13 protein-coding genes are annotated in these 22,164 nt (G+C 49.8%); 3 read left to right on the forward strand and 10 right to left on the reverse strand.

Annotated features, from left to right (window positions below):
• Positions 1–201: 201 nt before the first annotated feature.
• From PSHG_RS06535 to PSHG_RS06550, 4 genes are all read right to left on the reverse strand, one after another.
• A complete protein-coding gene (locus PSHG_RS06535; protein WP_010271079.1) occupies positions 202–6,837 on the reverse strand; it encodes a phosphodiester glycosidase family protein in 6,636 nt (2,211 codons plus the stop codon).
• Between the two features lie 518 nt (positions 6,838–7,355).
• Positions 7,356–8,243: a carbohydrate ABC transporter permease gene (locus PSHG_RS06540; RefSeq protein ID WP_010271080.1), complete on the reverse strand. Its 888-nt coding sequence runs from the start codon at positions 8,241–8,243 to the stop codon at positions 7,356–7,358.
• Positions 8,244–8,255: 12 nt separating this feature from the next.
• Positions 8,256–9,212: an ABC transporter permease gene (locus tag PSHG_RS06545; RefSeq protein ID WP_010271082.1), complete on the reverse strand. Its 957-nt coding sequence runs from the start codon at positions 9,210–9,212 to the stop codon at positions 8,256–8,258.
• A 45-nt stretch (positions 9,213–9,257) separates the two neighbouring features.
• Positions 9,258–10,955, reverse strand: coding sequence for a polysaccharide deacetylase family protein (locus PSHG_RS06550; RefSeq protein WP_042121185.1), 1,698 nt, complete (start codon positions 10,953–10,955; stop codon positions 9,258–9,260).
• Positions 10,956–11,250: 295 nt separating this feature from the next.
• Between PSHG_RS06550 and PSHG_RS06555 the strand changes: the two genes are divergently transcribed.
• Positions 11,251–12,633: an extracellular solute-binding protein gene (locus tag PSHG_RS06555; RefSeq protein ID WP_010271088.1), complete on the forward strand. Its 1,383-nt coding sequence runs from the start codon at positions 11,251–11,253 to the stop codon at positions 12,631–12,633.
• An 18-nt stretch (positions 12,634–12,651) separates the two neighbouring features.
• On the opposite strand, the gene PSHG_RS06560 is transcribed toward PSHG_RS06555, so the two are convergent.
• The 5 genes from PSHG_RS06560 to PSHG_RS06585 all read right to left on the reverse strand — a co-directional run bounded on the left by PSHG_RS06560 (position 12,652) and on the right by PSHG_RS06585 (position 17,822).
• On the reverse strand, positions 12,652–14,307 hold the full coding sequence (locus PSHG_RS06560; RefSeq protein ID WP_010271090.1) for a b(o/a)3-type cytochrome-c oxidase subunit 1: 1,656 nt from the start codon (positions 14,305–14,307) through the stop codon (positions 12,652–12,654).
• A 27-nt stretch (positions 14,308–14,334) separates the two neighbouring features.
• Positions 14,335–14,808, reverse strand: coding sequence for a cytochrome c oxidase subunit II (locus PSHG_RS06565; RefSeq protein WP_010271093.1), 474 nt, complete (start codon positions 14,806–14,808; stop codon positions 14,335–14,337).
• 61 nt (positions 14,809–14,869) lie between these two features.
• The gene (locus PSHG_RS30255; RefSeq protein ID WP_148497656.1) at positions 14,870–15,037 is read right to left on the reverse strand and encodes a cytochrome c oxidase subunit 2A; all 168 of its coding nucleotides are present in this window, start codon (positions 15,035–15,037) and stop codon (positions 14,870–14,872) included.
• 1,419 nt (positions 15,038–16,456) lie between these two features.
• Positions 16,457–16,765 carry a hypothetical protein gene (locus PSHG_RS06580; protein ID WP_010271096.1) on the reverse strand — a complete coding sequence of 103 codons (309 nt, stop codon included), beginning with the start codon at positions 16,763–16,765 and terminating at the stop codon, positions 16,457–16,459.
• Between the two features lie 100 nt (positions 16,766–16,865).
• Positions 16,866–17,822, reverse strand: a complete 957-nt coding sequence (locus PSHG_RS06585) for an acetylxylan esterase (protein ID WP_010271098.1) — start codon at positions 17,820–17,822, stop codon at positions 16,866–16,868.
• Between the two features lie 284 nt (positions 17,823–18,106).
• Between PSHG_RS06585 and asd the strand changes: the two genes are divergently transcribed.
• Together asd and PSHG_RS06600 are read left to right on the forward strand one after the other, a co-directional pair.
• On the forward strand, positions 18,107–18,916 hold the full coding sequence (gene asd, locus PSHG_RS06595; protein ID WP_010271100.1) for an archaetidylserine decarboxylase: 810 nt from the start codon (positions 18,107–18,109) through the stop codon (positions 18,914–18,916).
• Positions 18,917–19,069: 153 nt separating this feature from the next.
• Positions 19,070–20,350 carry an MFS transporter gene (locus PSHG_RS06600; protein WP_010271101.1) on the forward strand — a complete coding sequence of 427 codons (1,281 nt, stop codon included), beginning with the start codon at positions 19,070–19,072 and terminating at the stop codon, positions 20,348–20,350.
• Between the two features lie 90 nt (positions 20,351–20,440).
• Here PSHG_RS06600 and pdxR read toward each other — a convergent pair whose 3' ends face one another.
• Positions 20,441–21,943 carry a MocR-like pyridoxine biosynthesis transcription factor PdxR gene (gene pdxR / locus PSHG_RS26765; RefSeq protein WP_010271102.1) on the reverse strand — a complete coding sequence of 501 codons (1,503 nt, stop codon included), beginning with the start codon at positions 21,941–21,943 and terminating at the stop codon, positions 20,441–20,443.
• Positions 21,944–22,164 lie beyond the last annotated feature (221 nt).

The following is a 22,164-nucleotide window of genomic DNA, read 5'->3' on the forward strand; positions in this document are numbered from 1 at the left end:
GAGCGCTAGCGCGGGATAACTTAATTATTTGGCTGTCCCGTACCGATATTGCTCCCCATTACGTAGGCAGATGAACAGGACAAATCCTGCTATGTTGAGGGAGATTTTAATATACATAATAAGCAGGCTTCAAGGCACCCAGCCCTGAAGCCTGCTTTTCTTATTGGATATCATGTATTCGGCCACCCGAGCGGGAGAGTCTTATCTCTCACTGCTTGTTAGCCAGTTGAAGATCAGCTGAGCGCTTTCGGCTCGGTTTGCCAGGCCCTCCGGCTCAAATAGCCGTTCGCTCCGCCCATTGACAAGGCCCAGCTCATACGCTTTACCAATAGCTTCCTTAGCCCAATCAGCAAGTTCCTCCACGTCCGTAAATGGCGGTTCTGTAGATGGGAAAACTGTCTGCCTTCCCGTTTGATACTCATGCGCCCTGACGATCATAGCTGTCATTTCATGGCGCTTGATAGGCGCTTCCGGTGCAAAGAGCTGCTCCTCGACACCGTTGATCAAACCGGCTTGATAAGCAAGCGCCACCTCGCCAGCATACCAGCGATTATCCTCCACATCATGGAAGACTCTCGGCGCTTCGCCCTTTAGCTGCAGAATTCTTACCAGCATCGCGGCAAATTCAGCGCGGGTTACTTCACGATACGGCTCGAATTGTCTATAGCCTGCACCTTCTACAATTTGCCTAGCGGATAATTGCTTGATGACAGGTTCCGCCCAATAACCCGAAGGAACATCATCGTACTTTTTGTCATAGGACAGCACCGCATACGTACTGAAATGCTCGATGGCTGATGTAATTCCTGATGAATTCCAGGCTCCGCCAATGAAGACTAACTCACCATCCTCAGCTATATAATATAAGCTGGCCAGTTCTCGGTTCGAATAGTTAATCTTCATACTCAAGGATAACGGCTCCGCAAACTGCGTCCATACCTCTTCCTGCCCATCCGAAGTCTGGAACGCCAAGCGGAATTGCAAGCCTTCGCTGAGCGCTGTCAGCTCTGCCGCTATACGCTGCTCGATCGGCTCCAGGACCTGGTTAAGCTTATCAGCTTCCAACACGTTCAACTGGAGGCTGATCCGGCCTTCCGCTTCCTGCGGATTGAGCTCGTGCATCATCCTCTGGAGTTCGGCAGCCGGAATAGTCAGTTCCCATTGAGCGCTGCGAATCATTAGCGGCTTGCCTTCGAGCCAATCTGCCGCATTCCATGGGAGGAGCAGCTCTGCGAACGATTCCGATACTTCAATCAGAGCACCGCTGTCGTTTACATGATTTCTGAACTGCAGTTCGGTTAACTCGAGAACTCCAGCCACTTCATTCCCCTTATCGGTCGACGGATCCGGTGTGGTTGGCAGTGGCGTGAAGGAAGAACCACCCGCTGAATGAACACGGAGCGTAAAGCTCGCCGATTTTCCTTCGTAAGCAGCAGTAATCGTTGTTGTCCCTGGACGGTGTGCGGACACTACACCTGATCCGGATATAGAAGCCACCCGCGGCTGGCTGCTGGTATATGTTATACCTTCACTTACAGTTTCTCGTGATCCATCATCATAGATTGCAGTTACAAGCAAACCGGCTGTAGAGTTCACCCGCATACGCGGATTCAGCCCACTAAGCTCCAGGCTAAGCAGCCCCTTCTCCGGTTCTGGTTCGGGTTTCGGTTCGGGTTCTATATCATTCTTTTTAACGATGCTTAGGGCAAAGGATGCAGCCAGGCCCTCATACTCCGCCGTGATAAGCACGGTCGCCTCCGCCTTCGCCGTAACGACACCGCTGGCGCTGATCTCCGCTGCCTCAGGATCACTGCTCGCATAGCTGACGCCGCTGTTTACTTGCATTCGGCTTCCATCACTATATACGGCGGTAACTACCGTCTGGGCACTATTCCCAACAATCAGCTTGGACGGACCTGTGAATTCTATCTCCTTCAGCATAACGGGCGCTTCCTTTTCACTTACCGTAAGCCCATAGGAAGCAAACAAGCCCTCGTACTCCGCCGTGATAAGCACGGTCCCCTCCGACTTTGCCGTAACGAGACCGCTGACGCTGATCTCTGCTACCTCAGGATCACTGCTCGTATAGCTGACGCCGCTGTTTACGTGTATTCGGCTTCCATCACTATATACGGCGGTAACTACCGTCTGATCGGCTGCTCCCACCGCCAGCTGCTCTTTTCCTTCCAGTGTAATAGCGGTAAGCTCTACTGGTGTTCCTCTGCTGCGGACTCTTATATGACTCTCCCCATAAGCTCCTGTTGCGATACTTGTCGCCCTGACCGCAGCCTCTCCTTCAGCAATAGCCGCTACTACACCATCATCGCTGAGACTGATAATGTCTTCACCGTCGCGGTTCTCAATAGTCCATATAATATCATGGTCAGAAGAAGAGCCGCCATGGACCACTGCCTCCAGCTGGATCTGCTCTCCTATGGCAAGCTCCGCCGAATTCGGAATAACCTCAACTTGGACCGGCTGCCAATCAGGCTTGGTCAATGTGAATTGGTCGATGATTCGTCCATCGATTGTTTGCGCTGTCAAGACCAATTGTCCTCCTTTGACTTCTACAGAGGAAAACACCTGAGTCTCTTCAGCGAACACAACTTCCTCCCAGCCTCTCTTCGTTGGCGGATAAAACTTAGGTCCGGTCGAGCCGCCTACTACATAAACGGTACCTTGGCCCGGCTCAACCTCTTCATTGTTTTTCATCGGGTAGGTTCTCATGTAAAGATGGTCATGTCCGCTTAGAACAAGATCAACCTCAAATTCGTCAAATACCGGGGCCCAGGCATCTCTCACGACAGCCGTATTATAGATGCTGCCGTACGGACCTCTATGGAACACGGCAACCTTCCAAGGCTTATCGGTTGCAGCCAGATCCTCCCTCAGCCAGGCCGCCTGTTCTTCGTAATCATACTCACTGTTCAACACAACAAAATGAATGTTCTTGTAATCAAAGGAGAATTGGGTTCCGCTCACTCTTCCCAGTCCCGTTTCCGGAAAATTGAAATGAGCAAGAAAATCTGCATTTTCTCTCGTTCCCGTCACTTCGTGGTTGCCGACTACGGTAACAAGGGTATGGTTCATCAATGCTTCTTGTGCAGCCTTGAACCACATATTCCACTGCCTTTGGTCATGGCCATGATCGACCATATCACCGGCATGCATGATGAAATCAGGATCCGGCATCGTGTCCAGTGCACTCCTCAAGGTATTGCCCCAAAGCTCGAACCCGGCATCGTTAGCCGCCTGAGAATCGCCGAAAAAGAGGAATTTCACATCGTCACCCGACGAGGCCGCGGTTTTAAAGCTGCCCTCCGAGCTGTACCGCCCTTTACCATCCCCTACGCGGTAAACATATTCCGTATCCGTCTCCAACTGTACAGCTGAGGCTTTATGCACCCGGAATACACCCAAGTGGTCCGTATAATATAAATAATTGTTTCCCGTGAATCTTTGAACCGGTGCATCATCCCATTGTCCGCTCCACTCAGCCCGGGGAATGACTTCTACTACGGTTTCCGATACATCCGGGTGGGTATGCCAGGTGAATCCTCGATCATGAGCCGGCCGGCTGCTCATCGCTATACTCACATTATAGGGAGCTTCTGTACCGAACAGAGGAGATACGGCAAAGGAATAAACCGGACTGTAATCATCACCTTTAACGGCCTGAATGTCATACGTTTCCAGCTCGGCAGTTAAGGCATCGGTTTGCAAAATTCCTGCTGCGTCAGTTCTCAGCTCATTATCAGCATCACGCAAAAGGTTGCCATTGACCAGCAATCCGGCACCTTCCACAGGCTGGCCGCCCGCATCCACCACCGAAAATTCAGTGGTTAAGCCTTGTCCGCTTCCTTCCTCCTCCCAGCTAAGCTGCAGGGAATGAGCTATGGAAGCTTCCAAGGATAATCCGATGAACGGTTTAGGCGCTTCACCCGCGATTTCCACAGAACCGCTGCTGAAGTCAAAGCTCATATTTCCCTCTGCGGCAGGCTTCACCCGGTATTGAATTTGCGCGAGCACATCCTTATCCGTTAATTGCAGAGAATCTAGCCCGCTGAATTGCAGCCTGATGACACCGGTCTGTTCATTGAAGCCGGTTTGCAGATTGGCCGCTGTCAGCTTGCTTCCCGGAACGGCTTCAATATAATCAATCTTGCCAGTATCCAAGACAAACTCCAGATGCCCCCCCGAGAAATGCTCCGTATTCTCGGCCTTCACATCGAGCGTGTACGTATGGCCTGCAAGCAGCTCTTCAGGGGTTTCATACACATACATAGGCGAGCCCAGGTTGACAAAGAAGTTCCATTCTTTAATCGTCTGGTTTCCTGCCAAATCACGCACTGCCAGTTTTACCCGATGAACCCCTTCATCCAGCGGCAAAGCAGGCGTATATGATATGCGACCTTCCGGCGGGTAAAGCGTATGATTGACCTTCACATTGTTGAGATAGAGCCGGATAGAAGCCGGATCGATCAAGGTCGTGCCGGGATGCTCTACCGGATCATACCCGTCATCCTCAGCAATAGCTTGAATGGCAGGTTTGTCCGTGAACACAATCTGATTCTCGCCAGGTGTCAAATTACGCAGAATGGGCGGCGTCCGGTCCTCATTCTCCAGCGGTCCGTAGATTGCCCGGATATCGTCAAAATAGAGAACGCCCGCTGTTTTGTTGTCGTTTTTCGTCGCCATAAAGCGAATAGGCAGATCCATCGTTAGAGGAACGGACTTGCCTGCAGGTACGACTGCTTCAACGTATTTCCAGCCTACCCAGTCAACCCCCGGATTTTCCGAAGTAAAATCAATCGGGAACGCCGCTCCATCCCCATCGCGCATTTGTCCGCGCAGCCACTGGCCGCTGCCGTCCCCATACACCCACATGCTGATTTTTTCCGGGTAGCCCGGTACCTGGATCCGGGTATTGGTCCCTGTTGCGGCGAGATAAGCTCCTGAAGTTCCGGTTCTGCCGATAAAGTCATACTCCAGCTTTAAGGAGCTGCTGCCGGAACGGACAAAGTCCGGATTGGTCTCCTCGCTTATCGCCACGCGATTTGCAGCTACTGAATCAGCTCTGTAATTGCCTAAGCCATTCTCGAAGTTTTCCAGAATGACAGGCGGTACGCCAACATGCACTTCCATTGATGTCTCCACTTCCCCATAAGTTACATAAATAGTGCCGCTTTGGTTGTTTTCTTCCGTTGCTGTAAAGACACCATCCTCATCAATTGTACCGATCGGGCCATCCACACGCCATTGAAAACGGTTATTCTCCGCCTGAACCACTTGTCCATTGCGTAAAGCGGTGACGGTTAATGCCTCTACAGATCCGGACGGCATCGTCTTCACTGCATCAGGCAGCACCAGATCCGTAATTTCCTTAACGACTTCAATTTCCCCTTGACCCTTCAGCCCGTTAGCCTCTACAGTAACGATTCCTGCCGCTGCTCCATCAGCAGCTGTAAAGCGTCCGTCCGGAGTAACGGTCCCTAACGATTCCTCTACTGACCATGCAAGCGTTCCCTGCAAAGCAGCCGGATGGCCAGTGGCATCTACAGCAGCAGCTTGCAGCTGAAAGCTGGAGCCGGCCAATACCCTTTCAAAATTGGGCTGTACGACCAGCTTGCTGGCATCCCCGGCCGGTGCACGATTGACGAGCAGTAAGCTGTTGCCGGTTGAACGCTCAAAGCCGTCAGAGCCCCTATTGAGCATCTGAATCGCAGATTCTCCAGGCAGACGGGCCACAAATGTGGAAGAACCTCCGCCGTCCAGGTTCATAGCATTAACAACACCGAGATCAACGAGGATTTGGGCCATCTCGAGATTTTCCACACCTTCGCTAAAGCCAGGTGCGCGGCCATCGATTTCGAACAGAATGATGGAACCGTCGGCTTTAGTTCCAATCGCCGTTCGCGGATGGACTCCGGCAGGAGGAACATCAAGAGGGACTCCATCCTGCACTAATGGGCCCCTGCCGCCAATCGCAACCTTCACATCCTGCCATGCTTCATCCAGCTCGAAATAAGCGGACAGAAGATCACCCGGCTCAAGTCCTGCCAGCACAGTACGCATCGAACCTGAGGCAGAAAGCACGGCTGTTCCAGGCTCGAGGGGACTATCGCCCTGGTTCGTACGCACTTCCTTGACACGCATTTGCAGAGTTTGCCCGCTGCTGACCGTCCCTTCCAAAATATCGACAATGACTTCATCTCCGGCAGAGGTGGATGCTGTAGAACTATAATAATCGGTAGTGTACAGCACTAATTGATTGTCCCCTCTGTAGCGATTGATATGAGTAATCGGGATTTCAGTCTCGCCTATGGCCAGAGTCCGCTTAAGCTCGGGAGTCGGTCCATAAATACTGCTGCCATCTGCTTTTAAGCCGAACGCGTAAGGGCCAGCAGAGCTGTTCAAGATGATTCCATCCCCCATAAACAGCCCGTTAGGCACGCCTGTCCCCTGCCCGCTTAAATCATAAAAATCGCCATTAATCCCTGCGATGACCCGATTGCCTGGCCCATCCACATAGCCAGCCATATCTGTCACTCTTTGCATTCCGTAAACATATCCTGACTTGGTTCCGGCCTGCAATTCCAAATGCTCGGCGCGGGGATCAAATTCAACAAAGTGAATTTTTTGCAAGCCTCTATCGATCTCCATATTGTACCAGTTATAAACGGCATTGGGTGCCAATTCCATTTGTCTCCGATCCAGGATCTTGCCGAATTCCGTCTCAGGCAAATCCATCGCCCGGACATTGCCTATGGGAATAAAGGATGAGAAAATAAGGAGTGCGGACAGCAATATTCCAACTATACGACGATAATATGTCACCGTAAGGATGACCTCCTTTTGCTCAATATTGACATTCGGGCATTTGCAGAAAAATCCGGGGTTTTTAAGCTAAAAAGCAGCAGGAAGGATAATATAATAACAGAGCACCAAAAAATGAATTTGTATCACCCTGGGGCCGGAAGATCCAGATCAAAACGTTCATCTTCGTAAATTTGTTATCCGTAGCGGATGAAAGCGAATTAGACAAAATGTTCAAAATGCAGGAATGAATTCTACCTCCTTCCATCGAATGGCTTAACCGCAACAATTGACACCGTTTTCACAGATTCATTATAGACTTCTATGAAATTTAATTTCAACTATATTATTTGTATGCGATATATTTTTACAGTATTTTTACAAAATCAGTTCCCTAGTTCCATGTCCATTTCCCCACTATGCAAAAAAAGACGCAACTATATGCCTAGAAGCTATAACGGCATATCGCTGCGTGATTTCCTTAACTCTATTTTTTTCGTGTGAAACGTATATCATAAAAACTTCAGTTCAGCGTTCACCTAACCTTTTACAGCCCCTAGCAGCATTCCTTTCATAAAATACTTTTGCAAAAACGGATAGATCGCTACGATAGGCAGCAGAGCCACGACCACGACCGCCATTTTAATCGTTTCCGGCGGCAGCTCTTGAACCACGCTGCTCTGGACGGCCAGCTCCGAGCTGACCGAGGCGGTTTGAATCATGTTGCGGAGAACGACCTGAATCGGGTACAGCGTCCGGTCATTCAAATACATAATGCCTTTAAAATACTCATTCCAATGGGTGACCCCATAAAAAAGTCCCATTGTGGCAATAATCGGTGTAGACAGTGGAACTACAATCCGGATTAGCGTGGATATATCTCCACAACCATCGACTCTGGCTGCGTCCTCGATTTCGTCCGGGAGATTCTCAAAGAAGGTTTTCATAATCAGCATATTAAACGCCGACACCATACCCGGTATAATCATCGCCCAGATTGTGTCCAGCAAGCCTGTGGCGCGAACAACCAGATAGAGAGGAATAAGCCCGCCGCTAAACAGCATCGTGAAGACGATCAAAAAGAGAATGATATTGCGGCCCGGCATCGGCTTCTTCGAAAGCGGGTAAGCGAGCAGTGAAGTCACTATCAAATTCAAGGCCGTACCAACCAACGTAATGATAACCGTGATTTTGAAGGCTTGAGGCACAGTCGGGCTGGCAAATACCGCTTTGTAAGCATCCAGCGTAAATCCTCGCGGGATAATGACATAGCCACCGTTGCGGAACACCTCGGTTATTGGGGTTACGGACATGATCACAACGTAGTAAAGCGGAAACAACGCGAATAATGCAAATAAAGCGAGGATTCCATATATGATAACATCAATAACCCGATCTGTTTTGGTCTTAACCAGATGATATGACATCGTTACCTCCTCCTACCATAGGCCGTTGCCGCCTAGCTTTTTGGCGATCTGATTAGCCAGCAGCACCAGGATCAGTCCGATGAAGGACTTGAAGAAGCCCATGGCTGCTGAAATGCTGAACTGCAGCTGCTCCAGCCCCATGCGGAACACCCACGTATCGAGAATATCCCCTACCGAAAGGACGCGGGAGTTCAGGAAAATGTAAACCTGATCAAACCCGGCTTCGAGTATATTGCCGATCCTCAAAATCAACAGCAGTACAAATACATCGCGTATGCCCGGAAGCGTAATATGCCACATTTGCCTGAATCGCCCGGCTCCGTCGACAACCGCCGCCTCATACAGCTGCGGATTAATCGCCGCCAGCGCAGCCAAGTAGATAATGGCCCCGTAACCGGTGGATTTCCATATATCCGTAACAACAAGAATGCTTCGGAAATATTCTGAAGAGGTCAAAAACCCGACAGGCTGGCCGCCGAATCTCTCTATGACGTAATTGACCAGACCACTGTTGGAGAGAAAAGCGTACGCCACCCCATAGATGATAACCCACGACAAGAAGTACGGTCCGTACGTAATGGTCTGAACCGCCTTCTTAAACCACAAGGTCCGCACCTCATTGAGCAGCAGAGCCAGCAGCACATCCGGAAGCATGCCAAAAATAATCCGGTACAAGCTAATGATAAGGGTATTGCTCATTAACCGGGCAAAGTCCGGGCGCTCAAATATAAAGCGGAAATTATCGAATCCTACCCAAGTACTTCCTGAAATCCCCCGCAGCAAGCTGTAATCCTGAAAAGCAATAGCCAGGCCTGCCATAGGGGCATAATGGTAAATCGCAAAATAAACCAAGCCCGGCAGCATCATTAAATAAAACCAGCGGTAGCGGTAAATCATTCGAACACGATCGCTGCGCCGTTTCTTAAGGGGCAGATCAGGTCCACGGGGGGCCGCCGCGTTAGCCGCCATACAGTCGTCCTCCTTTATTTGGTCAAGCATAAGCGAACCTTTATATTAGTTGGCAGTTGTTTTCACAGTTTTCTTACAGGGAATTCCGAACACCTCTTGCTCAACAATGTCGTTCTTGCCTGCCGGTGTCCAATAAACCTCCTGCCACCCGGCCGCTCTAACTTTGTCGCGGTTTGCCGGAGAGGACTTTATCGTACCGGTATTCAGCAGGCTCCTTCTGTAACGCTCCCAGTCATTGATCTGTTCGGAGGTCCAAAACTCGAACCCCTTGCTGCGGGCTGCAGCAACCAGATAACGGATCGAGTCCCGCACCGACTCCCTGGCATGAATATGAGTCTGGTGGTATAAGAAATGAGCCACACCGTTAACCTTCTTCACGCCATCCAGGAAAGGCTCGATCACCTGATTATCGGCTAAATGGCCTAACTCGAGATCCTGGGTCAAAAAACTGATCTCCAAAACATTGTATATCCGGTTGTGGTCTGTAGACCAAGCGATCGGAAAATAGGGGTGGCAGGTACCAAACAGAAATCCGACATTCCCCTTTTTACTGGGCCCCCTGGTTTGATCGACAGCGATGCCATACTTCTCGCACCAGGCAAACAATTCACTGAATCCTTCAAACCGCGTATAGTGATTTTTGTTTGTCAGAATTCGAGTATCTTGACCGCATACTGACCTTAGCCATTCCAGCTGTCTTTGGAAATCAGCTTCGTCCCAATGCCTGCCTTCCAAGGCCAGCGCATTATAATGAAAAGCCAGCTCATGCCCCGCCTCCCTGACTTTGTCATAAATAGGCGGACTGTAACCTGGCTCAAGCATGCACCAAGTAGAACGGACATCCACTTCAGCAAGCAGCTCCAGCGTTGCCCATGCATGTTCATCCCGGTTCTGGTCGCTGTCATGGGAAATGGTAGCTACCTGTTGAATTCCATCCGGCCAGTAGCCGAGTATTGTCAAGCTTTTACCTGATTCCATAATGATGCGGATTAAATGATTAATAAAAACTTCTTTCCACAGATCAGCCTGCGGCAAATGGAAGTAAGGAACACCGGAAGAAGTAGTCTGACGATCGTACTGCCAGTCGAATGCAATTTGATCATCAGCCTTCAAAATGCCGTCATTAACCTCTGCACTGCCATCCGGCGCAGGCAGTCCGTCCCGGGTTACCGGGAGGCGCCCCTGCTGCATACCGACGATGGTTCCCCATAAATCCACTGCCCAATGAATCAGCTTTCCTCGGCCGATAGCATACGTTTGCACCAGCGTCCCTGCCGTCTTTCCTTCCGGGCGTGCTTCGGTTATTACACCCAAGCTTGCCGTTACGGCCGACTCCGCCCCTGTGCCGGCGGCCGCCCAGATCACCGCTTGCGCAAAACGAAGAAGCAGAGCCTCTCCTTTGTAATCCAGGCTCGCGTAACCGTTTTCAATTCTTTGATAAGGAACTTGTCCCGCTAGGCTGGCGAATTCATTCATCCCGGCAAAGGCGATGATTGTCCCGCCCGCTGATAAATAACGGCTGACAGCTTCTTTCGTATCGGCATCATCTTTAATTAACACGGCAAGTACTACATCCGGCTGCAAAGCCTCCAGCTGCTCGCTGTTCCCAATCATAATATGGGGCAGGCCCGCATGCTCCAATACCTCTCCGGCATACTTTTCAAATACATTTAAACCATACCTCCAGCGGCGCTCCGCTTCCTGCTGGTCAAACCAAAGCCCTATCGTTGCTTCCTGCATCATAATCACTCACCTGACCTAAGAAAATAAATACAAATAATGATATGTTTATCATACATTTAAATAATACAACTTACATACATGTATGATTAAAAATTTAGCATAATGTCTATATCTCGTCAATATTTTTAATTTTCCGGAATATCAACATCTTATTTTTAAAATCTGTATTATACTTGTATACCTGTTAGGGATGGTTGTCTTTCAATTGTCTCTTTTTGAATAAACAGGTATAATGATAGGAATGCTTGACCGTTTGCGGTCAATTCTATGCGGGATGGAGGTAAATAATCGAATTATGCGAAGGCAGACAGAGTACAGGTATTTGAAGCTGGCTAATATATTAAAGGAGCAAATATTAACAGGGGTTATTCCTCCTGGAGAGTTTCTGATGCCGGAGAATGAGCTTTCTAAGACGTATGGAATGAGCAGAACCTCCGTCCGCAGATCGCTGGAGCAATTAGTGCAGGAGGGTTTGATTGAGAAAGAGGTAGGAAGAGGGACGAGAGTAAAGCCAGGTCTTACGATTGGAAGCGGCGGAGGCCAGACGCTGCGCATTCTGGCCCCCTATCCTTCCTATTTTATGGATGCTGGTTTCTACATCATATTAGAAGCCTTTCAAAAAGAATTTCCATCGGTAGATGTGAAAATAACCAATTTGCCTAACGTTAATTATTGGCGATCCATTAACATGACCAAGGACATCGGTTTTCAGCCGGATCTGGTATTTGTGTCGGACCGGCATTTTCTGCAGTCAGGTTATGCGGAACACTTTACCCCCATTCAGGAAACGAGCTTTTCCAGGGAGCAAATGTATGACAAGCTGGTGAACTCATTCTGTCATGAAAACAAGCTTATGGCAGCACCGTTAACGTTTTCTCCGGTCTTTCTGGCCTACAACTCCACGATCTTCGAGAAGTATCAGGTGGAGAAGCCGCAGCCCGGCTGGACGGTTCACGATTTCATCCGTTCCGCCTCCAAGCTGACCCTGGATACGAACGGGGATGGGATTCTCGACTTGTACGGCTTTACGCTGTCGGCCAGCCTGCAGCGCTGGACCGTGTTTTTGCTGCGCAACGGAGCGAAGACTCTCGGCAAGGACATCGATGAGAATATCCTTTACGAAACGCTGAACTTTTTCCACGACTTGATCTACCGCTACAAGGTTGCACATGTGATCAGCGGAGCTCAAGACCTCATCCGCAGCAACTCCTTTTTCTATAACAAAGCTGCGATAGTGTTAACCACCATTTATGAAATGTCCTACTGGGAGCAGGAAGAGATCGATTTTGAAGTAAATATTGCCCCCCTGCCGTTCGGAACGCATTCATCAACCTTGCTTATGGCTAATGCGCTAATGATTCCTTCACAAGCCCAGGAAACTCAGCTCGCGCAGAAATTTATTCAGGTTGCCTTAAGCCAGAGCGTTCAGCAAAATCTATGTGAATCGACTCCTTTTCTTTCGGTTTTCGAGAATATTAACGAGCGGGTGAAGCATGAGTCATTCTTAAAAACGATAAATATTTACCGCGATATGATGAGCAACAATTTCTTTTTGGATGAGCTGGTCACAGAAAATGAAATTGAAGATATTATGGCGCTCACCCAAATGTTCTGGCATGGCCTGGAGTCCGCCAAAAGAACGACCGAGATGTGGAAAGCTCTATCCACTCAAGCTTAAGCTCTCCTTTCCACCAGGCTACCAGGTCACATATGGCTTGGAGCCTGGCACCGGATTCTGAATCATATCGGTAACCGGAACCGCATAAGCGATTAGAATCAGTATAACAACAAGCGATATCCATACTCCCCAGCGCTCGAAGAGCCGTGGTGTCTCCTCAGCACCTTCCGCCACCTCTGCGATTGGAAATTCTGTTTCTCCCCGCGGTGTTCTCATTAAGGCAATTAAGTTGTAGATCATAATAACCAGGGCGATGAACAGAATCATCCCGCCAACTGCCATCGCTACATGATAAGGCATCCACAGAATCGCATCCGGATGGTCCTGATATGTCGTATAGGCGGTTCTGCGCGGTGAACCGAACAGCCCGACCGTGTGCATCGAGCCTGACATAAAGAACATCCCCACCGCCCACAGCACGGTCTGCACAATACCAAGCTTATGGATTGCCGGAGTCAGCGTTCTGCCAGTGAGGTGCGGAACAAGCCAATACGTTATGCCGAAGAAGGTTAGGGCAACGGAAGAAGCCACGGTCAAGTGAAAGTGCCCGGTCACCCAAAGCGTATTGTGAACTACGGCATTCATCTGGTTACTTGCATTGATAATTCCCCCCGCTCCCGCCGGGATGAAAATGAGCATGCCGGCAAATGGAGCAAAGAAGCGCACATCCCCCCATGGCAAAACCTTAAACCAGCCAAATAACCCTTTTGCCCCTTTGGCCCTTCCTGTGAGCTCAAACGTGGCAAACATGGAGAATGCGGTCATCAAGGACGGGATAATAACCATGAAGGTAAGGACTACCTGGACGTATTTCCACAGATCTGAAATTCCCGGCTCCATCAGCTGGTGGTGAAAGCCTACGGGAATCGAAAAGAGCAGAAATAAAATAAACGATAAGCGGGCAAGGGCATCACTGAACATTTTGCCGCCAATGACCTTCGGAATAACCACATACCAGCAAATATAGGCCGGCAGAAGCCAGAAGTAAACCAGCGGATGACCGAAAAACCAGAACAGGGTACGACTCAGCATGACATTGATTTTATCGACCCAGCCGAACGACCATGGAATTAATTGAAACAGAACCTCGACCGCTACACCGATAGTGGCCACCATCCACATCACCATCGTAATGATCGCCATAAAAGCTAGAAGCGGCGACAGCTTCCCTTTATGTGTTCTTTTCCAGTAGCGGTAATTGTACATCATTGCAAAGCCGCTGAACCAGCTTCCCACGATGACTAGCGCGAGCGCAATGTAAAACCAGGGTGAGGCTTTCATCGGAGCGTAAAAGGTATACAGCACGGTTGCTTTGTTCAGCAAAATCATGACCGTTCCTATTACGGTTCCTGTTGTCATGCACACGAAGCCTACCCAGCCCATAGAGCGGGCGGCTGGCAGCAATTTCCCCGTGGTCTTGGAAATACCAGATAATAAAAATCCGATAATAAAAAAGGTTGTGAAGATAAGAGCCATCAGCACCCCATGTGCAGTTAACAACTGGTAATAGCCAATACCCCCAGGAAGGGTTAACATGCCGCCGCGGACCATTCCCTGCAGCAGTCCGGCTAAACCTCCGATCAGCAAGGCAATAAAGGCAAAGATCAGATGCGCCATTGCCAGGATAGCATCCCTGCGGTCAACAGGGCGATTTTCCAATTGATTTGTTTCCATAACTAATCCTCCCTATGACTGCTCCGGTTATTTTACGATAATCGTTGTTTTCATCATTTCATGAGCGATCCCACAGTACTCGTTGCACAGAACCAAATACTCTCCAGGCTCCTTAAACGTATGGGTAACTGTGCTGACCTCTCCCGGAACCACCATAAAGTTCACATTGGTCTTCGGAATCGCAAAACCATGTACCACATCCGTACTAGTTACAATAAAATGAACGGTCGCGCCAACCGGCACCTCCATCTGATTAGGACTGTAACCAAACGCAAAGGCCAGCATAACTGCCTCATATTCGTTGTCTCCTACCTGCCTGAGTCCAGGCTCGTTGAAGGGCTCCGTATCCATAACAGTCTCCGGATCGATCGAATAATGCTGATGAGATCCGGGAGTAGTCATTCCCATGGCAAAGGTGCCAATTCCAAGCACTACTAAAAATAACGCGAGCATGGCCGATCCAAAAATCAGCCAGATTTTTTCAAAGCGATGAATATGCACGGCTTCATTTCCCCCTTTATAGCGGTTCCCATAGTATTGATTGCTGCTTATATCCCTTTCATCAGCTTCGCAGCAGGAACAGGATAAATATTCCGAGCCAGGTCAGAAACAAAAAGCCGCCTAGTATCATAACCGCAGCCAGCGTCCCTTTTAGCGGACTTTCCTCTTTTTCCAGTCGGCCAGGGACTGACCGTTCTTTGCGCTCTTGCGGAGTCATGGGATTGTTCATGGCACACACCCTCCTTTTCCCGGATTTCCGGGTAGTCAATGCTTTACCCCCATTGTAGGAATCCCGCCCCGGACCGAACTATGACGAAAATCACACTTCACAAAATAGTTGCTTTTGCCAGACGAATCGGGGATAAAGATTATTGACCAGCATTTTATGCAGCAGGGAGTTAGCTGAACTGCCTGGCTGTCTCCAGGGGCATCCGGTACGAGACAACATGCAGGGCAGCGCCAAAAAGGGGCTGTCCAGAAAGTCCCCAAAATAAAAGTTGGGCGGAAAACATAATGTTTTCCGTCCAACTTTTTTGTCATATTGTTTTTGTAAGCGATCATCCTGCTCTTCATACGTCCGTTGGAGGCTTGCCGGATATCCTTCTGGTACCGTCGGTTTTTTTCCCTTAAATAGTTGCCGTAGGGTATGAGAAAATCAAATCGTTTTTCTTCCCCCGCCGCATGTACGCCGCGAAAATCGTTCAAGGTACGGAAGTCGGGCTGTTGCATCCCAGCCAGCCACATAGCCGGGAGGTTCTCACGCAAGCAGCTTTTTAATCCGCTGGCTGCAGCTCCTTAATAGCTTAAAGCCCTGCATTTGTGTGCATTTGTACGATTTGTCATACAAATCTTGGGTAGTTGCCCTTCAATCCCCTGTATTTGTACGATTTGTCATACAAATCTTGGATAATTGCACTTCAATCCCCTACATTTGTACGACGTTTCATACAAATCTCCGGTAATCGCACATCACCCCCATGAATTTGTACGACATTTCGTACAAAACGCAGGCAACAAGCCTGCTCAGCCCTGAACCCCGCCAACCTTGGCTATTTTCATGCTGGGTTGTGCCTGAGAATTCAATGGCATGCATGACTGTTTTCGCATACACTTCGCCTCGAGTCCCGCCACTGCAGCGAATGTATGAGGTTTTCCGCATATAATTCGCCTCGGGGCCGCTGCTTGGGGGTTGCTTATTCTAGCTATCGGGCTGAACAGCCACTTTTCGGACAGCCCCTTACTCCTGCCTTTCCTGTTACTTCAAGCACAGCAGCGCTTCCGCAATGCTATCTATCATTAGCCGTCTCTTCACTGTCCAGACACTTTCTACATTGTGCCAACGGAATACTCGTCTTATAAAACCCGGTTTGAAATATTAATCGGGCGTGTGCGTGTTCAATAAGATGATTGCAGCGAACACAGAACACTTTAAACGTCCCCATTCCTGCTTCTCCCCTTCCTTTGGAAGCTCAGCCTTCCTGGCAAAATCCTTTTCCGTAAACGGGATAACTTATTGTAACTTTATTATAACGTGCACAGCTTCTAGTGTATGTCATATTTTGGAGCCGCACATCCTGCTTTTTCATTCTATTTTTGTCGAAAACGCTTTCTTTTTCTTTAGCTTAAGTTAACGACCTTTACAACCAGATTATATTTTGCTTAAAACAAGGCGCAGCTCCATCCAGGATTGCCTCAGGAGAAGGTAGACAATGTAAACCCCAAAGTAAGCCCCGGTCAGTAAAAAGACAGGATTTAAAAATACTTGGTGAACAGTGGTCATAAACACAGTTCCAGAGCGAATTACCTCATATACTGCCACAGATGCCACTATTCCAAACCCGATCGCAGATAATAAAGCCAGCAGATCATAGACCACCCGCAAAACGGCATAGCGCATCTCCGCCAGCATCATGGCTAAGGGCACCAGCACAGTTCCTAAAATAAGAATTATCGTCAAATGGCTCACCTCTTATCAATAGAGTAGCCATTTTTCTCCTTCTTAAAACCATGATGCGCTAAAAGCAAGTCCATGTTTCAGGTGATGATTACAGTTGAAATTACAAATGCTTATCCACAAATTTCATCATGGCCAATTCATGGAAACCGAGTGCCTCGTGCCCGTAATCCGGGTAAATGCTCGCTTCCTTCTCCACGGTCAAGTGGTTATAAGCGGCAAAGCAGGTGGAGGGCGGACAAGTCGTGTCCTGCAGCGTGATCGCCATCAGCGTTTTGGCTTTAACCTGCGGGGCAAAGTTCATTGCATCAAAATAACTTAATGTGCGATAAACCGTTTCCTCGTGCTGATGATCCGGATCGTACCGGCGGAACCAATTTTTGATCTCCACATAAGGGCCGGTCGAATGATGCTCGACCGAACGGCGGAAATGACACAAATAGGGATAAAGCGGCAGCGCCAGCTTGGGCCGCTCGTCCAGACCGGCTACAGCGAGGGTTAGTCCGCCGCCTTGACTGTTACCATGGACGATGATCCTGTCTTTATCGATTTCTTGCCGTTCGGCTATAAAGTCAATCGCTCTCAAACAATCTATGTAGACCTGCCTGTAATAATACTGCTCTGGATCAGTCAGCCCAAGCGTCATCCAGCCCGCCATACCTCCCGCCGGATATCTGGCGTAATCCGGGGACAGCCCGCCCTGGCCGCGAATATCGATAGCCAGCACAGCAATGCCCATATTGGTCCATGGCAGGGCACTATGCGGAAGTCCCGAATGGCCTGAGTATCCGTGATAACGGATTAACGCCGGCATGGGAGTGCTGGAGCCTTCGGGAACCATATACCAGCCGCGGATTGGTGTCCCATCCGCCCCTTCATAGCTGATGTTATACAGGGATACGGTCTTCAAGGGGTAATCAACCTGTTCGATTGTCGCGCGCAAGGGGGCTGCGGAGGATTGCCGTTTCGCTTTTTCCCAAAATGCTGCAAAATCATTCTCGGCGGTTAATTCCGGCTTATACTGCTCCAACTGCTGAAGCGGCCAATCTACTAATGGCATATTCACTCATCCTCTCTCATTTAAGTTTGCGGCCTTTGCCGGCTGCATGTTTTTCGAGGCCCAAATCAAGCGCTCGCTTTTTTAGATTGAGCCTTTTTGAATGTACTATAGTTTGCCTTCTTAAGTAAACTGTTTGACCGTTTTCAGGCGGCTCCATCACATAAAACGGCCGAATTGGATGACAAATAAGCCTCCTTCGCTTTTGCCATATGGCTGTTGCTTTGTCCTGGCTTCTGTGTCAATATTAATGCAAGCAAAGCAAACTGACAGACAGGTGGAATTACATGCGCAAAGCTTTTTTTAAAGTTATGACCGAATTGTCTTCCCGCAAGTGGATATCGCGCACAACAGGCTCCTTCGCCAAATCGAAGTGGAGCCGCTCTCTTATCCCCTGGTTTGCCAAAACGTACGGGATTCGCTTGGAGGATGCAGAAAAGTCCCCCGGGGATTATCAATCATTGAATGAATTTTTTACGCGCCGCTTGAAACCCGGTCTGCGTCCCATAGATCTAACGGAAAAAGGATTGGTCAGTCCGGTGGATGCCCTCATTACCGGGATGGGTAGAATTGAAGCCGGAACAATCGTTAATGTAAAGGGTCAGGATTATACCGTGGAAGAGCTGCTTAACCGCTCTCCGCGAACCGTCAATTATCGCAACGGGTATTATTTTGTACTCTATTTAAGTCCGACTGACTATCATCGAATCCACAGTCCGATTTCCGGCAGAATTCTGGAGAAGGAGCATCTGCCAGGCAAAGTCTATCCCGTGAATGATTTTGGGCTGCGGCATATGCCCCGTGTTCTCAGCAGGAATGAGCGGCTGGTCACCTACATGGCCCATCCGGCAGGAGAAATTGCCGTGGTCAAGGTAGGAGCGCTGAATGTCAGCAGCATTCAATATGCCGAGGGCTTGCAAGATCAGCTTAACGCCGGTGACGAGCTCGCTTATTTTGAGTTCGGCTCAACGATCGTGCTCCTGACGGAAACTAATATTTTTCAGCCGCTGCAGCATTTGCAATTAGGCAGCAAGGTCCAGATGGGCCAGCTGCTCGGTCTCCTGCACAAGGAAGGGGCGCCGGTCCCGCCTTCCTGAATGATAGTATTCGAATGGCAATCTATAAATAGCGGAATGGAATGCCGATAATGATTCCTGGATTTTGCAAAAATTTTCGTATAAGCATGTAGCCTGCCGGGCCCTGCAGCCAGTTGCCACTAGCTAGAGTATTAAAGAGAGAAGGGATTGGAGATGGCTGCTGCCATACCCGTCGGAAGAGAGAAAGCCGACGTTAAACCTACCTTGTACCGCATTTTGCTACTGATAAGTCTTGTTCATTTGTTTAATGATTCGATACAAGCTGTATTTCCAGCTATTTATCCGATACTTAAAGATTCCATGCAGCTGACCTATCAGCAGATCGGGCTGATTACGTTTACTCTCAACTTCACTTCCTCGATCATGCAGCCGCTGATCGGCGCATATACGGACTCCCGCCCTTCCCCCTATTTGCTTCCTGTGGGGATGGGCTTTACCTTTGGCGGCATGCTTACACTCGCCTTTGCGGACAGCTATGGCTTGATCATGCTGTCCGTTCTGTTTGTCGGCTTCGGCTCAGCCGTATTCCATCCGGAGGGGTCGAAAGTCTCCTATTTGGCCGCTGGAGCTAAAAGAGGCCTGGCCCAGTCGATTTATCAGGTGGGGGGAAATGCCGGACAAGCTCTGGCTCCCCTGCTTGCTGTTTTCGTGTTTTACCGTCTCGGTCTATTCGGCTCCATCTGGTTCACTTTGGTAGCTGCCGCGGCTATCGCCATTCAGCTGTATATCGCCCGCTGGTATCGTCAGGTGCTGCATGACAGCAATCCGTTCGCTGCTGCAGGCAAAGCGCGTTCAACAGCGGCAGAACCGGCAGCCGCATGGGCTGAACCGCTGCCAGACAACAGCCGTAAAAAACAAATATGGACCGCCTTGAGCCTGCTGGTCTTTCTTGTGTTCGTACGCTCATGGTATCACGCGGGAATTTCCAATTTCTATGCCTTTTACGCCATTGAGGCTTACGGAATCAGCAAGGAAACCGCGCAATTCTTTATTTTCTTCTTTCTGGCGGCGGGAGCGGTAGGCACCTTCGTGGGAGGGCCGCTCGCGGATCGCTATGGAAGGAGAAATATGCTGTTCTTTTCCATGCTCGGCTCTGCCCCTTTTGCCCTGCTGCTTCCCTATGTCGGTAAGTCTGCAGCCTTTCTGCTGCTCATCTTAATCGGCTTTATCGTTTTATCGAGCTTCTCGGTTACTGTCGTTTACGCCCAGGAATTAATGCCGGGGAAGATCGGAATGGTCTCCGGTCTGATTGTCGGGCTGGCTTTTGGAATGGGAGCTTTAGGCTCGGTAGCGCTTGGCTCGCTGATCGACCGCACTTCACTGGGGTTTGTGATGCTTCTCTGCGCCTTCCTTCCGCTGCTCGGTCTGTTAACTATGCTGCTGCCGTCTGACGCTACAATCCGACAATGGTACAGTCCTGACAATAAGCACTAGGCAGCACCCGGTTTCATCTATCGGATCATTCGATTATTGGATCACTGGATCATTTGGATTTTTGGGCTGGCATCAGACTGGCGGCCCTAGTCAAAGCGGTTTATCTTGGCGCAATTGGCCTGCGGCCAGCTTCATTCTTTCCAGCCCTTCTTCAATCTGCTCATCCTCCAGGTGAGAAAAGCCAAGACATAAGGCAGGCCGGCCTTCTCCTATAAAATAAACGCCCCCGTCGCTCCAGCTGACTCCTTCTTGATGACAGCGGTCCTGGAATTCCGCTAGCTGCTCCCTGCTGCCCTTCCACCAGGCAAAAACGTGCAGGCCCGCATCGGATTCCACCAGCTGCAGCCAGTCGCCAAGTCCCCGGCGAATTCCTTCAGCGAGCAAACCGTATTTGCGGCTATAGACCCTCCGCATTCTTCGTAAATGCTTCTCATATAAGCCGCTCTTCATCATTTCAGCAAGAGCACGCTGTTCCAAGAGGGACGCTGGAGAGGGCTCGTACAGCTGCTTGGCCCGGATGAAAGCCTCCGTCAATCCATCCGGCAGCACGACATAGCCTATGCGCATATAGGGAAGCATTGTTTTCGAGAAGGTACCGAGAAAAATGACGCGGCCCCGGCGGTCCAACGCTTTAAGCGGCTCCAACGGCTTGCCGCGGTGGCGGAATTCTGTGTCATAATCGTCCTCGACGATGAGCGCTTCTTGATCATCCGCCCATTGCAATAAACGCTGCCTCCTGTCCATAGCGAGCACCGCGCCGGTAGGAAACTGCCGCCCTGGCGTAACGAAAGCGAGCCTGGCCGGCCAGTCGCTCACCTGCAGCCCCTGTTCGTCTACGGGGGCCGTGATGCAGCTTCCGCCAACGGAAAGGACAGCAGCGTAAAAGCCTTTATAGCTGGGATTTTCCAGCACGACCGAGTCCCCTGCATTGATGAGCAGCTGGACGAGGATGGCGATCGCCTGCATGGAACCGTTGACGATTACAATTTGCTCCGGATGCGCATGAAATGCGCGAGTCCGCCCCAAATGCTTGGCGATGGCCGCACGCAGCGGGTAATGACCGGCGGCTTCAAACTTTTCGCTATCGGGATGACGGTTGAGCGCCCTCACCTGGGCGTAAAGCAGTCTCGCCCATTCGCTTGCGGGAAAAGACTTAAGCTCGGGCTGGCCAGTCGTAAAGCTGATGCCGTATTGTGCGCTCCTCCATTTTGAGCCGCCGGTTCTTATCGGCTTCGGCAGGCTTTCCAGCTGTTTCCCCCATTGGGAAAGAACGATTCTTGATCCTCCAAGCAGCTTGCTTGCCTCCTTGGAATTATGCCCGGCCCCGGAAAAAGCAACAAAGGTGCCGCTGCCCTTCCTCCCCTGTACATATCCTTCTGCTGCCAGCTGTTCGTAAGCCAGATTGACCGTCCCTCTGGACAAGCCGTGCATCGCGGCCAATTCCCGCGAAGAGGGCAGGCGGGTGCCGTAGGGCAAAGCACCTTCAAGTATTGCCTCCTTAAGCGCTATAAAGACGGTTTCATGCTTGGTAACGCGCATCCCGCCCTGCTTAGGCCTCTGCTCACTAAACGAAAAAGCAATTGGAAATTCCACAGCCTCTTCTTCTCCCTTCCACTATAAATTAATGCTTTCTAGCATCTTCTCGGTTCAACTTCAATCAGAATTCATTACCGGAATGCCCCCTTATAAAAATTAATAGATACTCAATAATTGGTCCATAAAAAATTACCGGAATTGGATCTTTTTGTTGTTCCTTTATTTTTTTATGATAGATCAAAGCTGTTATAGATGCCAGTATTTTCAATAATCCTAAT

Source organism: Paenibacillus senegalensis JC66, from assembly GCF_000285515.1.
GTDB classification, from domain to species: Bacteria; Bacillota; Bacilli; order Paenibacillales; family NBRC-103111; genus Paenibacillus_L; species Paenibacillus_L senegalensis.